A 14,184-nucleotide genomic window follows, 5' to 3' on the forward strand; every position below is an offset into this window, starting at 1 on the left:
GCTACATGCGATTGCCCTGGGGTGGCATGGAGGCCTATATGTCGGCGGCGATTGCCAACGGCCTGGATCCCATTTTATTCCCGGTGTCTTGGCGTGATGGAATCAATGCTGGATTATGACTACTTTGATATGGTATGTCATTTGGATCCGCCCAAAAAGTCCAACAACCGTCCATCGCCGGATGTGAACGACGGTTTCCATGTTTTTCTAACGGGAGCGGGCGCCGCTTTAGGCGATTGGCGGAAAAGAATGTCCCATATTGTGCCGGATTTTTTTCGTCTTCAAGGCGGCGCCAAGGTTGCGTACTTTACGTATTCGGCCTTGGCACCAACGCAGAAGACGGGAAAAAAGACAAGCCAGATGGGATATTCTTTGACAGAAATCGCCTTAAACCCGTTTAAGCGCTCAGGAGGTTAATCAGGATGTGTGACGATCAGCTGCTACATGCCAACCGACGATTCTCTTCCCGCGGGCTCGCGATCCTGGTGGTTCTGATTGCCGGACTGTTTGCCGGGGTCTTGGCCGCTGATGAAACCGAGATTTTTCAAACCCTCAAAAAGCGGCTGGTTGCCGATGGCTTCGAAAGCGGCCGCATCGATTCCATTTTTGCCAGCCCTGATGTCGCCTTCGAAAAAGGAGGCGTCAGCGCCTATTTCATGCACAACGAATCCAAGCTGAACTACAAGCAGTTCACGCGGCCATGGTCCATTGCCTCGGCCAAAAAGTACATGAATGCCCACCACTATGCCCTGGCCGCGGCCCAGAGAAAATACGGTGTGGACCAGGAAGTGATCACGGCCATCATTCTGGTGGAGACCAAACTGGGCACTTACACCGGCAACAAATCCGTCATCAATACCTTGTCGACCCTGTCGGCCATGGCCGAGGCGAGCCCGCGCCAGATCATCTGGGAGAACTTGCCCGATGACGAACGGAGGATGTCCCGCGAAGAGTTCGAGAAGAAGGCCGATCAGAAGGCCGGCTGGGCCTACCGGGAACTGAAAGCCTTTCTCGCCTACACGGAAAAAGAAAAAATGGATCCGACCGTCATCAAAGGCTCCTACGCCGGCGCCATGGGAATCTCCCAGTTCATGCCCAGCAACATCGGCCCGTACGGACAGGACGGTGATGCCGATGGCCGGGTGGATCTGTTCGTTCACGCCGACGCCATCTCCAGCATCGCTGCCTACCTGAAAAACTACGGCTGGAAACCGGGCATATCGCAAAAAGAGGCCTTCAAGGTGGTCTATCATTACAACCACAGCAAATATTACGTGAACACCATCCTGGAAATCGCGGACAAACTGAAAGGCTGAACCCTCATGAGTACCGGCATGGTTGTGGTGTTAACCGGCGTGGTCTTTTTCCTGCTGACCTGTGTCGCCATCCTGGACATCGCCCGTAAGGATTTCGGCTCGATCCAGATGAAGGCCCTGTGGGGGTTCCTCGTGGCCATGGTCCCTTTTATCGGTGTAATCATCTATTTTCTGATCGGTTACAAAAAAGGCAAACGGCCCGTTGCCGAAGGGCCGGCGGATTGATTTGCCGGAAATAGTGTTTGACAAAAAGGTATCTTTTCTATATTGATGCCTCTGTTTTTTTAGAAGGTCCCATCGTCTAGTGGTTTAGGACGCCGGCCTCTCACGCCGGTAACGCGGGTTCGAATCCCGCTGGGATCACCAAAGAAATCCAATAGGTTGGCGATTCTGATATTTGAAACCGCTCCTTGGACATAAATGTTGGACATAAAAACACCCTCAAAATTCACGTTTTGAGGGTGTTTTTATGTCCAGACGCCATCATTCTTAGCCCTCCCATTCCAAGTGTTTGATTTGATTGAATCCGTCCATCAACCCTCTGGACGTAAATTTCGGACATAACACAAAGCATTAGTTTGGTGGAAATTCATCGTCTCCTGACGGGTTAAACGTCATTTGGAGCGATTTTCAGTTTGCTCATAAAATCGTAGTCGTGGGCGGTAATGCTATTTCAGCGGTCCTCTCGGGTATGCCAAAGTCTCAGCACGTAGATAATCGAATCCTGAATCTCATAGCGGACTTCGTAGTTCTTGACCAGAATCCTCCGTACCTCGCGCGGCTCGAACTGGAAAAGTCGCTCACCAATGCGCGGATTGGTCAGCAAGATGGTTGGGGCTTTGGTCAGTGCCTGAATCGCCCTCGCGGCGGCCGGCTTATTCACCGGAGCCAGGAATTCATACAACCGCACCAAGTCGGAAAGCGCCTTGCTGGTCCACCTCAACTCCATCAACGTGGTACCGGCAGCGGCTGGTCGGAGTCAAGACTGTCAGCCCACGCCTGCACGGCCTGGTGGTCGATGACGCTGCCGGCGTCCACGTCTGCCAGCGCCTCTTGGGTCAGGCGGTCGCGCTCCTCCTCCTGGGCTATCCAGGCGGAAAGCGCCTGTTTTATGATCCAGGCTCTTGAGCGTTCAAGCCGTGCAGCCATCTGATCGACCTTGTCGACCAGCTGAAGCGGCACATGTGCGGTCAGCACTTTAGTTGCTGCTTGTGTCATGTTGTACCTCCTTGTTCCATATGCTTTCCCAGGCCGAAACTTCTCGATCTCTCGTTATGGGTGGCCGGGAGATCTCCATTAGGCGCAATCCTTTCTGATACAGGATGATTTAAATTTCATCATAGTGATTAACAATGAATCGGTCAAGCTGAATGTCAGATTGAAGCATATCCTAACCGGATGTCAAAATAAGCCATTTGGAGACGTCAGAATAGAACCGAGTTCTGCATTTCTTGACGGATGTCGCGCAAAACTGAAAAGGATGGGCTTTGGGTAAAAAAACAGAAAAAGCTCCCAGGGCTGCATCTTCTATGCTGTAGCTGGTATTTGTGCCGATGCGCCGGTCAGGAAATGCAGAAATAGTTTGGCGAAAAAATTGGATCACTTTGTCAAATGTGAATTCTGCATGTTTCCTTTCAAGTAGGATGTGGTTTTCTTCTTGTTCTGGCAATCGCATGGCCCTGGCTCGCTTTTGGTAAAAGTGAATGAGTATTCACCCTCTTATATCCATTACAAGCTTCTATGTCCAGAACATTTTGAAATAATAAAGAAAATAAATACATCGAACTCTGATTGGAAAAAACGTCCGCGTGGGTAGCAAAAAGAGCCATTTCAAAATTACAATTGCTGGCGAATATCGCCGTGGATCATCCTCGGATCGACCATCATTCTTATGATTGTCGTCATCGTCTTCGCGGTCCAGAATGCAAGTCGTGAGCGGCGTTACATGAAGGAGCTGATGAGCGCCAAGGGCGCGGCACTGATCCGCGCCGTGGAAGCCGGTGCCCGTACCGGCATGACGGCCATGATGTGGGGTGGGAGGGAGATCCAACGGCTGCTCGAAGAGACCGGCAGGCTGCCCGATGTGCTCTACATGGCAGTGGTGAATGCGAAGAGAATCGTCGTCGCCCACAGCGATCCGGCAAAGATCGGTACGCCATTTCGTAAAAGCGGAAAACTGGTCCACCTGGGACCGGACCTGAAGGAGAACTGGGAAGTCGTCCATCTGGATGCAAACCGGCGGGTGTTTGAAGTCCATCGCCATTTTCGCCCGCTGTGGCCGGATAACAGCGGCCAGTCAAGCCATATGCAGGGGATGATGCATTTCCATGGGATGATGGCACCGACGTCGCCGGACTGGACATTGCGCCGTTTGAAGCCGCCATGCGGGAAGACGCGCGCATGACCATGGTTCTGTCGGCAATCCTGCTGCTGGCGGGGTTCGGTGGGTTCGTTTCCCTGTTCTGGATGTACAGTTACCGGTCGACCCGGCGGTCGCTGCTGGACACCAGCGCGTTTGCCGAAAAACTGGTCGCGCATCTGCCGGTCGGTCTCATCGCCACCGACCAGGAAGAGCGAGTCACCTTCTTCAATTCAGCCGCCGAAACCATCACCGGCCTATCGGCCGTCGACGCCACAGGCAGCACCGTCGATGCGATTCTGCCCGATCAATGGCACGCGCTCGAACAGGCGCTCGACCGCAGCAAAGCCATTACCGAACAGGAAAACGAATGCACCTTCCCCAATGGCCGGAGTGTGCCGCTGAGTATCAGCGCCACCCGCATCAACAACATAATGAAGACTGAGAAAAACCATGAACAAGGACAGACCCATCCGCATCCTGATCGTTGACGACGATTCCGGTCACTTGGTCACGCTGAAGACGATTATCGGCAGCTGGGGCTACCGCGTTGAAACGGCAGATGATGCGATCGCTGATGGAGATGATCGCCATGGTCGCGCCCTCCGAGGCCACCGTGTTGATCAGCGGAGAGAGTGGCACGGGAAAGGAACTGATCGCCCGGTCCCTGCACTGCAACAGCCCCCGCAAGGATCACCCGCTGGTGATCGTTAATTGTGCGGCCCTGACCGAGACGCTTTTGGAGAGCGAGCTGTTCGGCCACGAAAAAGGCGCCTTCACCGGAGCTGACAAGCGGCGTGAAGGCCGGTTCATGCAGGCGCATCGTGGTACGATCTTCCTGGATGAAATTGGCGAAACCTCACCCACCATGCAGGCCAAACTGCTGCGTGTGCTTCAGCAGAAAGAGATCCAGCGGGTGGGCGGCGAGGCGATCCTTCACGGGTACGGGATGTACCATGGCGACTGGGGCGGTCACATGATGGACTCCGGGTACAGGGGCCATATGATGGGGCCCGGCTATGGCGGCCACATGATGGGCTACAGGCATGGACCGTACATGCATGACGACGATGATTGGGGCAATCTGCCCAAGGAACAGGCCAACAAACTCGAAGCCGCCCAGGAACGGTTTTATAACGAAACGCGTGGCCTGCGCCGGGCAATCGACGACAAGCAGTTCGCCTTGAACAGTGAATTGAACAAGGAGAGCCCCGACAATGACAAGGCGATGGCGCTGCAAAGCGAGATTTCCAAACTGCAGAACGACTTTGACCAGAAAGCCCTGGAGCATCAGATCGAGGTCCGCAAGATCGTGCCGGACGCCTACGCCGCCGCCCGGGGATATGGCAACGGGTACTGCTGGTAGTGATTAAAAAGTTGCCCGGGGCGGAGATCAGGTCCCATACCGCCCCGGGCAATGTGACGCCAGCCTATCGAGGAGGTTTTCCGATGAACAGAAAAACCAGCACACTGATGAGCCTGGGCATCTCCGTTGCTCTCATTGCCGGGGCCATCTGGTTTCTCTACGATCAGCACCGCTCGTTCGGCTATGGTGGATGGTATATGCCGCACCAAACGATGATGGGTGGCGGCCATGGAGGTGGCTATATGGGAATTTTCATGATTCTATTCTGGGTGGTCGTTATCGCAGCCATTGCACTGGTCGTTTCTGGTGCCATCTCCGGCCGATCGTCTTCTCCCAGTGAACGCCCGCCGGTGCTTCCCAATGCCCTGGAGGTGTTGAAACGCCGGTATGCCAGTGGAGAAATCACCTGGGGGGAACTGGAGGACAAGGATAAGTTCAATCGGCTTCTTCCAGGTCGCAAGCGATTAATGGACACCGTGCGCATGATCGCCTATCGGTCGGAGACGGCCATGGCGACAATGTTGCTCGGCCCAACGGTGGATATGGCCGATGCCAGGCGGCTGTTGCAAGGGCTGTTCGTCACCGATGCCGACCTATTGCCCGATATGGAAAACAACCGTTTGCTCGTTCGGATTCACAATGCTTCGACGCCGGCGGACAATCGATCAATCGCCTCACTTTTAGAAGAACTCAACAAGGCTGAGATCAATTTTCCCGGAAGTAATATGCAACTCACCTATGAACTAGTAAACAGTGATGTTTGAAACTGTGCTGGTGTCGTTTTATTTTTCACGGAGGTAAGGCGTTCTGACCTTACGCTCAACCAATGAACGCAGTTCTTGCTTGGATGTTTCCATTTCCGCCCAAAGGTCAGCAGCATTTCTTCCCGCTTGTATCATCGTGGCAAAACGGAAGTAGTCTTTGTGCCATTTCTCATGCGCCTTCTCAATATTTCCGTCAGATTTGACTCCCGGAGGAAGGGTATGCATAAAACAGCGTTTGGAATCCTTGAGTTGTTCAATGTCGAGTAAATCAGAGGCGGTAGGCACGGCGTTCCTTATACTGATGCACCTCGCAACGTGGAGACTGTACCACCCATATAGGGAACGTGGGAAATCATGGAGCGGTTGATTATCAGCGTGAGTTAAGATCCAATCCGCCATGGCCTTGGCCGGCATGGGTTTGGCGTATGCATAGCCTTGGAGCAAAAAACCGCCGATGCTTCCGAGGCAATCGACGATGTCCTCGTTTTCAACGCCTTCGGCAACACATTCGAGGCCCCGTTGAGTTGCAAGCGACCATAAAGACAGGATCAAATCCAAATATTCAAAATTTTCCCGAATCGAACGAACGAAGCGTTGATCGATTTTAATCCCGGTCACCGGCAATGTTGCAAGCCGCAACAATGAAGATTCACCCGTCCCGACATCGTCTAACAAAATCGAAAAGCCGGCTTCTTTTAGTGTGAAAAGGGCATGTTGCACCTTTTTCTCGTCCGAAAGCGCCGATTCGACAATTTCCAGGCCAATTCGGTCCGGACGTGCCCCCAATCTCTCAAATTGTTCCGGTAGCGCCTTCAGCCACTCGGTATCGTTCATAGCCTCGGGAGGAAGGTTGATGCTGCAAACCAGAGATGGGTCGGAAAATGAGGAAATATCGTCCATCACCCGTGTAAGCCCGATATCAAACAGATCCCGCAACTGATTCGAACCGAAAGCGGAAAGGAACTTGCCTGGTGAAATGATCTCATCGCCATCCCTTAATCGGCCTAACGCTTCGGCTTTTATGGTGCGGCCGCTGCTTGGATCAACTATGGGCTGATAGTGCATCTCCACTTTTTCTTGGGCCAACAGCCGCCGAAAGCGTAATCCGTCCGCCAAGCGATGCCGGCGTTTGATACGAGATTTTTCTATGAAATCGAGGTTCACTCCGATCAGATCGGCAATTTGCTGCCAATAATGGCGGGTGCTCTCATTCAGAAAATAGCCGGGGAAGCTCTCACAAACCATGAGAAGTGCTATCGGGGCACCTTGAAGGTCATGCATCAAAAACTGTCCAAGCGAACGAATCCCCATGCTTTTGCATTCGGTTCGCCAATGCGGGTATTGATCTAATTTGTTGACGATAATTGGCTGTTCGCGGAACCATGCCTGTTGAATGTCAGGCACAGTGACGGTTGGATAATCCGGCAGGGTTAAATCCGTTGCGTCATAGGGTACCTGGCCCTTGGCCAACAAGTGGCGGTAGTTGCCATTTTTTACACTGCCCACAGCAACGCCCATTATATCCTCATTTAATGATTTTATCAGGATTTCAAGGGTGTCCTGAATGAAATCCAGCGTATTTGCCGTCTGTCGTTGTTGTACGATTTTTTGATGAACAGACAAGCGATTTTGCTGAACCTGGGTATACATCTCGATTTGATTGATGAGATCGTATTGAAAGCGGCGTGTTATTATATCCTTGAGTTTTTCTGCATTCGGATCGCCGTCGGCTATGACCACTGCGATATCCAGATACATAACAGAGGCTTCCGTAAGCACATCCGTAGATACGCCGGAGCAGAAATGGCGCCTCCCGGCCCTGCCGGCCATAACTTTATGGCTTTCCGGGCTGAGTTCCGGGTGTAAAACAGAACCCATGTATTCGCTTTGAGCGAGACGCAAATGCTCAAACTCTTTGGGCGTCAGGTTATCTAATACCGCTTTTGCGTCAGGTATCTCCATAAGGAAGTCGTAGAATTTTTCGACAGACTGGTGGATGAGATTCTCCACTGGCCCGAGATGGGATAAAACTGAGGAGGCATCAGGACCATAAGCGCCTCGGACCCAGATCGGCTGATAATGAATGTTGCTATCCATTTAAAAGTCTCCTATGCAAAAGACCGGTCTTGCCATGCAGCGGCTGCATGAAAATAACGCAAAGGCGATCCTTTTCATCGACCTTCATGAGCCCCTCTGAAATTAAAAATCCAACAACTGTCTACAATCGGTACCCAATAGGCAATCCTAAAGCATGACATATTCAATCACAACGTATTCAGGAAACAATGCCCTGTTGATGACCGGACAAAAGGCTTGCCATTCCGGGATGCCCTTGCTAATAGTAGGCGCCATTCCGATTGGGGTGTTCTGCCGACAGCCGGCAGAACTGAGAGCAGACCCATTGAACCTGAAGCAGTTCACACTGACGTAGGGAATTCGGAAGCGCCTCTCAGGATTTATTGCCACGGTGGTTCTTTTTTCCACGCCGGTTCATCAAACCGCTCGCAAAGATAATCCACACAAAGCGGTGCTCCTCCTCCCCATCGGATGATTGGTTTCAAGCGCTGCGATCGGTGTCGGACCCCTCGCCAGCAAAACCCGAAAACATTGTGGAGGACCCATGACAACCAACAGCCTGTCTCCCGTGAATGCGTCCCAAAGAAGCCGCAAAACCGCTTATGCCGTCGTACTGGTGGCCATTGGCGTGGCCCTGGCCCCCTACACCGCTTTTCCCATCGGCATCGCCAAAGTCAATCCCACGCAACACCTGATTAATGTGATGGCCGCCGTGCTGTTGGGGCCGTGGTGGGCCGTCCTGACGGCCATGGTGATCGGGATCCTGCGCAACGCCATGGGGCTCGGTACCCTGCTGGCCTTTCCCGGAGGGATGATCGGCGCCTGTCTGGCCGGCATCGCTTACCGGCTCATGCGCCGGACCTGGGCGGCGGCCGCCGGTGAAGTCATCGGTACCGGTCTGATCGCGCCGGTGGTCAGCGCGCTTTTCGTCGCTCCGGTGCTCATGGGAAAAGCGATCCCGCTCTTGGCCCTGGTGCCATCCTTCGTCTGCAGCACCGTTATCGGCGCGCTTCTGGGCGTGCTGGCCCTGCGCCTGCTCAAGCGGACCGGCAGCATCGATTTCTAACCCGATGAGTTCCGCCTCTGAAGCGCCCGTTATCGCTATCCGGAATCTGGTTTACCGTTACCGCCGGGAAGATTCCCAGCCGGTATTGAACGGTGTCAACCTGGACATTTTTCGGAACGACTATCTGCTCATAACGGGACGCAGCGGGTCCGGGAAGTCGACCCTCTGCCGGACCTTCAACGGGCTCATCCCTCATTTTCACGGCGGGGTGCTGGACGGTGACGTCCGAGTGACCGGAAAGCCGGTCGGCCAGACCGCCATCGCCGATCTTTTTGATCAGGTGGCCATGGCCTTCCAGAATCCGGACGGGCAGCTTTTCTGCCGATCGGTGGAACAGGAAATCGCTTTCGGCCTGGAGAGCTTGGGCCTGCCCCGTGAGACCATCGCAGCCAGGATCGACACCGTCCTGGGCCAGACCGGGATCGGCAAACTGCGCCATTGTGATCCACAAAAACTTTCCGGCGGTGAAAAGGCGCTGGTGCTGATCACGGCCCTGGTGGCGTTGCGGCCGAAGGTTCTCGTGCTTGACGAACCGTTCGCCAACCTGGACCCGGCCAATGTCGGGCGGGTGAGAAACGTTCTCAAAGGGCTGCATGCCGGCGGTGTGGGCATCGTGCTGTGCGAGCATCGCCTCTCCCGGACCGTCCCCGACGCTACCCGGGTGGTGGTGCTCCACCGTGGACGGCTGGTCGCCGACGGCATCCCGTCGGCGGTCTTGTCCAATCCACCGGAGGCTTGGGGGCTGGAGCCGCCCCTGGCCATGCGGGTTGCCGCCATGAACGGTTCCCCCGCCCGTAGAACCATCGCGGCGCCGGGCGGGCTGCCGTCCGATTCCCAACGGATTGGCCGTCTGGAACCCCGACCGCCGCGGGTGGCCATTGACCGGGATGCTCCACCCGTGATCGAAGTTGACGGCCTCTCCCACCACTCAGGTGGCCGCACCCTATTGCGGGATATCGCGTTTGCCCTTCATCCCGGCGAATGCATCGCCATCGTCGGCGCCAACGGAGCCGGCAAGACCACGCTGCTGAGGCATCTGTTGGGGTTGCAGCGACCGACCGGGGGGATGGTCCGGATCCATGGCCGCGATACGCGACGCACACCGGTGGCCGAGTTGGCCCGGGAGATCGGGCTGGCGTTTCAGAATCCGGACAACCAGTTTTTCAAGCCGACGGTCGCGGAGGAGATCCGTATCGGACCTCAAGCCCTTGGCGTCCTGGACAACCGCTGGATCGAGGCACTGGCGGCGACCTTTCACTTGCAGCCCCTGCAAGCCCAGACGCCGTTTCGCCTCAGCGGCGGGGAGAAGAAACGCGTTGCCTTTGCCGCGGCCCTGGCATCGAAGCCGGCCATTCTGGCCCTGGACGAACCCACCGCCGGACAGGATTTCATCTTCCGCCGGGATCTGCGGGATCTCCTGGCCCGGATGGAGACCGAGGGACAGGCCGTCATCATTGTCACCCACGACCTGACCTTTGCCGAGCGCACGGCCGGGCGCTGGCTGCTGATGGCAGGCGGATGCCTGCTGGCCGACGACACCCCGGACCGGATCATGGCGGATGCCGACCTCATGGACCGGGCCGGTCTGGTACCCAGCGAGCGTTTTCAACTGATGCGGATGGGGCCGGATGCTTGATCCGCGGACCAAACTGCTGCTGGCCCTGGCATACGGCACCCTGGTCGCCGGGATGCGTCAACCGGCACACCTGGGCCTCGCCTGGGGCGGGCTGGTCGTCGCCATCGTTGTCCTGGGGCAACTGAGAACCTATCTGCGCTGGCTGCTCATGCTGGTTCCCATGGCCCTTTTTTTTGGTGCGGTGACCGCATGGTCGGCAGACCGGTTCACGGGGTTGGCCGCCGCCATGGGCCTTTTGGCCATGACCACGGTTTTTTTCGTCTTTTTCGCGACCACGGATCCGGAAGATCTGGGCAACAGCCTGGTTCATTCAGGCCTGCCGTTTGCCGCCGCCTTCGTCATGACCGCCGCCATGCAGTTCGTGCCGGTGGTGGCCCGCAAAGCCCGAGCCGTAATCGAAACCCAGCAGGCCCGGGGGATCGTCCTGAAACCGGGCTGGCGGGCATTGCGCAATTACCCGGCGCTACTGATTCCGTTGCTGGTCCAGTGTTTTCAAATGGCCGACAATTTGGCCGAGGCCATGGAGGCCCGCGGATTCGGCCGCTCCGGCCGGACCTTTCGAAAATCCTACCGCCTGCGCCTGCGCGACTGGCTGGCCATATTGGGAGGCTGGGGCGCTGTGATCCTGGCCTTCACATTTCTGGCCCATTGAACCCGGGGCGTCAATCTGACAGGGCAATCTGACTCCGGGGCTTGTCCTACGGCCTTTCCCGTGCTACTGCAATTCGTGTTTTAAATAAAATGTCATATCCCCTATTACCTGTTACGATCCAATGCCTTGGAGGCCGCGCATGGTTACCCCGATCTATCTGGACTATAATGGCACCACACCCCATGACCCGGAAGTCATTGCCGCCATGCGGCCGTTTCTGGAAACCGAATTCGGTAACCCGTCCAGTTCTCACTGGTACGGCATTCGGCCCAAGCGCGCGGTGGAGAATGCCCGCCGGCAGGTGGCCGGCCTGTTGGGATGCTCGCCAAAGGAAATCTTCTTCACTTCCGGCGGCACCGAGTCCAACAACCATGCCATCAAGGGGATGGCCCGCGTTTTAAAAAAAAGGGGCCGGCACCTGATCACCACCACCGTGGAGCATCCGGCGGTCCTGGAGGTCTGCCGTTACCTGGAAGCGGAAGGCTTTACGACCACTTACGTGGATGTGGACGAGACCGGCATGGTGAGTGTGGACGCCATCAAAGCGGCGCTCCGGCCGGATACGATCCTCATCTCGATAATGCACGCCAACAACGAAGTCGGGACGATTCAGCCCATTGCCGCGATCGCGCGTCTGGCACGGGAGAACGGCATCGTCATGCATACGGACGCGGCCCAGAGCGTGGGCAAGATCGAAACGGATGTTCAATCACTGAACGTCGATCTGCTCTCGGTGGCCGGCCATAAAATCTACGCGCCCAAAGGGATCGGGGCGCTGTACGTGCGCGACGGCGTGAAGCCCGAAACGTTCTGCCACGGTGCCGGCCAGGAGATGGGCTGGCGGGCGGGAACCGAAAACGTGCTCGAAATCGTTGGCCTGGGCAAAGCCTGTGAAATGGCCGATCGCAACCTGGTGCATGCCAGCGCCCACCTGGCGGCCATGCGCGATCGCCTCTACCGGGGCCTGCGCGAGAAACTGGCCGACATCCGCGTCAACGGTCATCCGGAACAGCGACTGCCCAACACCCTGAGCGTTTCCTTCAAGGGCCTGGAGGCCAACCGCATTCTCGAAGAGATCGGCCTGGCGGTGGCCGCCTCCGCCGGCGCGGCCTGCCATTCGGACACGGTTCAGCTTTCCCACGTCCTGGAGGCCATGCGGGTGCCCGTGGAATGGGCCAAGGGCACCTTGCGGTTTTCCACCGGCAGAATGACCACCGAGGCCGAGATCGACCAGACGATCGATGAGGTCGTCCGGGCGGTGGCGCGATTACGACAGGACAATTGAAACAGAATAAAATAACAACTGAAAACATTTCCCAATCAATTTCCATATGGGACGATGTTGGATTGCCGGAAATAAATAATTCCTCCATCTGCTTGTCTTTGTGCCCGTCTACCGTGTTGCCGCCACCCGCACATATTCCCTGATATGCACGGGTGGCGGCGCCTTGTAGACGACCCCAAATCCGGCGCGATCTTGGGGAATTATTCTGATTATAACGGATTTTGGGGAGTTTGATTCCAATAAGCCGAACATACAGTGGCCTATCCCCCGACAAAAACACAACATGTTGATATTATTGAAGATTTGAGTCTAGACTTTTTACTAATAATTTTATATAGTTAGAGACACATCCCGCCAAAGGAGGTCTCTAACTATATGGGAATAGCAGATACAAGATCCGCTAACCGAAACAACAGAATCATATGTTTGCCCTTTTCTCAAGGCAATTATGAATGCAACATACTCAACCCGGTTGATTTCAGAACTTCCGTAAACAAAAGGATCGAACTGTTTCCGGAATTATTCCCGGCTGAAATCGAAAATGGATATCGGATGAAGGATCTTTATTACTCAAAAAAACAATCCATATGGATCCGTCGAATTAAAATATCCGGTGTTGCTTACACCATTCGTCCTTCATTTGTACTGCCATACCTCGTTGGATTTGTTGACGAAATCGAAGATGCAATGTTTTTTAGAAAGTTCGACATACCATTTTGGGCCATAAGTCGTGTTTTCGGAAAAGATCCCATGTATTGGTATCGAATCGAACAATCTATCGGGCGAAACAGCATTGTCGGAACAACTGTCCGAAATCCTCAAGATGTTCCCGAACATCTTGCCGCTGATGAAAAGCATACTCGAATTTTAGGTGAAAAAACGTATGTGGCCACGACAGTTGGTGATGGCTGTATTCTCGGTGCAGCCGTTGCCAAAGACGCCGGAGAACAAGCGTTAACAGATGCGTATCAAGTGTACAAACAAGAGGCCCAGTGTATAAAGCCGGAATATTCACCGGAAACCGTGAATATGGACGGCTGGAAAGCCACCCGAAATGCGTGGCAATTCCTCTTCCCGGCAGTAGTTATCATTTGCTGTTTTCTTCATGTGTTTATCAAAATTCGTGACCGTGCCAAAAAGAAATACCGAGATATTTTTGAAAACGCCGCATCAAAGCTATGGGAGTGTTATCGCGCTGAAAGTAAGGCATCGTTTTCCCAAAGAATAAGAAGGTTGTACGAATGGTGCGAAAAGAATGCTGTGCCATCCGTTATCATAGATCCCATAACGAAGTTACGGAAAAACATTGCCGCCTATCGTGTTGCCTACGATCATCCTAAAGCACACCGAACCAGTAACATGGTTGACCGGTTGATGCAAAGAATGGATCGCCACCTGTACAGTACCCAATATTTTCATGGATCGATGGATGCAGCGCAGTTGAGTATTCGAGGATGGACGCTCATCAATAATTTTTCACCATACAATCCTCGAACGGTTAAGTTGCACAATGGATTTAAAAGTCCGGCGGAACAGCTAAACCAATTCAGATATCACAACAACTGGTTGCAAAACTTGTACGTTTCGGCTTCTTTGGGTGGGTACCGGAGACCTCCCCAAAATCCGATATAATCAGGAATTATTTATTTCCGGCAACCTTAAAG

At 54.5% G+C, this 14,184-nt stretch carries 16 protein-coding genes, 1 tRNA gene, 1 pseudogene and 1 riboswitch; of the genes and pseudogenes, 14 read left to right on the forward strand and 4 right to left on the reverse strand.

Features of this window, described 5'->3' with window-relative positions; translation table 11 throughout:
- Window positions 1-96: 96 nt before the first annotated feature.
- The 4 genes from GN112_RS17315 to GN112_RS17330 all read left to right on the forward strand — a co-directional run bounded on the left by GN112_RS17315 (window position 97) and on the right by GN112_RS17330 (window position 1,682).
- Window positions 97-417, forward strand: coding sequence for a hypothetical protein (locus GN112_RS17315; RefSeq protein WP_155311365.1), 321 nt, complete (start codon window positions 97-99; stop codon window positions 415-417).
- A gap of 5 nt (window positions 418-422) precedes the next feature.
- Window positions 423-1,316 (forward strand): lytic murein transglycosylase, encoded by an 894-nt coding sequence (locus GN112_RS17320; protein ID WP_155311366.1) that lies wholly within the window; start codon window positions 423-425, stop codon window positions 1,314-1,316.
- Window positions 1,317-1,322: 6 nt separating this feature from the next.
- Entirely contained in the window at window positions 1,323-1,541 is a 219-nt protein-coding gene (locus GN112_RS17325) for a PLD nuclease N-terminal domain-containing protein (protein WP_155311367.1), read from the forward strand.
- Between the two features lie 65 nt (window positions 1,542-1,606).
- A tRNA-Glu gene (locus GN112_RS17330) sits at window positions 1,607-1,682 on the forward strand.
- 307 nt (window positions 1,683-1,989) lie between these two features.
- Here the strand turns inward: GN112_RS17330 and GN112_RS17335 are convergent.
- The 3 genes from GN112_RS17335 to GN112_RS17345 form a co-directional block, all read right to left on the reverse strand.
- The gene (locus GN112_RS17335) at window positions 1,990-2,265 is read right to left on the reverse strand and encodes a type II toxin-antitoxin system RelE/ParE family toxin (RefSeq protein WP_155311368.1); all 276 of its coding nucleotides are present in this window, start codon (window positions 2,263-2,265) and stop codon (window positions 1,990-1,992) included.
- Complete coding sequence (locus GN112_RS17340) at window positions 2,265-2,534, reverse strand: CopG family ribbon-helix-helix protein (protein ID WP_155311369.1); 270 nt, start codon at window positions 2,532-2,534, stop codon at window positions 2,265-2,267. The genes GN112_RS17335 and GN112_RS17340 overlap by 1 nt, the downstream gene beginning before the upstream one ends.
- 172 nt (window positions 2,535-2,706) lie before the next feature.
- Window positions 2,707-2,991, reverse strand: coding sequence for a hypothetical protein (locus GN112_RS17345; RefSeq protein WP_155311370.1), 285 nt, complete (start codon window positions 2,989-2,991; stop codon window positions 2,707-2,709).
- A gap of 216 nt (window positions 2,992-3,207) precedes the next feature.
- On the opposite strand from GN112_RS17345, the gene GN112_RS17350 reads away from it, so the two are divergent.
- The 5 genes and pseudogenes from GN112_RS17350 (at window position 3,208) to GN112_RS33860 (ending at window position 5,805) form a co-directional block, all read left to right on the forward strand.
- The gene (locus GN112_RS17350; protein ID WP_155311371.1) at window positions 3,208-3,720 is read left to right on the forward strand and encodes a hypothetical protein; all 513 of its coding nucleotides are present in this window, start codon (window positions 3,208-3,210) and stop codon (window positions 3,718-3,720) included.
- On the forward strand, window positions 3,699-4,166 hold the full coding sequence (locus tag GN112_RS17355) for a PAS domain S-box protein (RefSeq protein ID WP_155311372.1): 468 nt from the start codon (window positions 3,699-3,701) through the stop codon (window positions 4,164-4,166). The genes GN112_RS17350 and GN112_RS17355 overlap by 22 nt, the downstream gene beginning before the upstream one ends.
- 74 nt (window positions 4,167-4,240) lie before the next feature.
- Window positions 4,241-4,606, forward strand: a pseudogene (locus tag GN112_RS34425) (sigma-54 factor interaction domain-containing protein); the annotation flags it as partial.
- A gap of 75 nt (window positions 4,607-4,681) precedes the next feature.
- A complete protein-coding gene (locus GN112_RS34430) occupies window positions 4,682-5,041 on the forward strand; it encodes a periplasmic heavy metal sensor (RefSeq protein ID WP_331457566.1) in 360 nt (119 codons plus the stop codon).
- Window positions 5,042-5,124: 83 nt separating this feature from the next.
- On the forward strand, window positions 5,125-5,805 hold the full coding sequence (locus GN112_RS33860; protein WP_176603543.1) for an SHOCT domain-containing protein: 681 nt from the start codon (window positions 5,125-5,127) through the stop codon (window positions 5,803-5,805).
- A gap of 18 nt (window positions 5,806-5,823) precedes the next feature.
- Here the strand turns inward: GN112_RS33860 and GN112_RS17370 are convergent, their stop codons facing one another.
- Window positions 5,824-7,902, reverse strand: coding sequence for an EAL domain-containing protein (locus GN112_RS17370; protein WP_155311373.1), 2,079 nt, complete (start codon window positions 7,900-7,902; stop codon window positions 5,824-5,826).
- Between the two features lie 251 nt (window positions 7,903-8,153).
- A riboswitch (TPP riboswitch) is annotated at window positions 8,154-8,257 on the forward strand.
- A gap of 168 nt (window positions 8,258-8,425) precedes the next feature.
- On the opposite strand from GN112_RS17370, the gene thiW reads away from it, so the two are divergent.
- From thiW to GN112_RS34435, 5 genes are all read left to right on the forward strand, one after another.
- Window positions 8,426-8,947 (forward strand): energy coupling factor transporter S component ThiW, encoded by a 522-nt coding sequence (thiW, locus tag GN112_RS17375; RefSeq protein ID WP_155311374.1) that lies wholly within the window; start codon window positions 8,426-8,428, stop codon window positions 8,945-8,947.
- Between the two features lie 4 nt (window positions 8,948-8,951).
- Complete coding sequence (locus GN112_RS17380) at window positions 8,952-10,583, forward strand: ABC transporter ATP-binding protein (protein WP_155311375.1); 1,632 nt, start codon at window positions 8,952-8,954, stop codon at window positions 10,581-10,583.
- The gene (locus GN112_RS17385) at window positions 10,576-11,235 is read left to right on the forward strand and encodes an energy-coupling factor transporter transmembrane component T family protein (RefSeq protein ID WP_155311376.1); all 660 of its coding nucleotides are present in this window, start codon (window positions 10,576-10,578) and stop codon (window positions 11,233-11,235) included. Before GN112_RS17380 ends, GN112_RS17385 begins: the two co-directional genes overlap by 8 nt.
- A 139-nt stretch (window positions 11,236-11,374) precedes the next feature.
- Window positions 11,375-12,520 carry a cysteine desulfurase family protein gene (locus tag GN112_RS17390; protein ID WP_155311377.1) on the forward strand — a complete coding sequence of 382 codons (1,146 nt, stop codon included), beginning with the start codon at window positions 11,375-11,377 and terminating at the stop codon, window positions 12,518-12,520.
- Between the two features lie 375 nt (window positions 12,521-12,895).
- Complete coding sequence (locus tag GN112_RS34435) at window positions 12,896-14,152, forward strand: hypothetical protein (RefSeq protein ID WP_231716904.1); 1,257 nt, start codon at window positions 12,896-12,898, stop codon at window positions 14,150-14,152.
- Window positions 14,153-14,184 lie beyond the last annotated feature (32 nt).

Source organism: Desulfosarcina ovata subsp. ovata (assembly GCF_009689005.1).
In the GTDB taxonomy this organism is placed as follows: Bacteria; Desulfobacterota; Desulfobacteria; order Desulfobacterales; family Desulfosarcinaceae; genus Desulfosarcina; species Desulfosarcina ovata.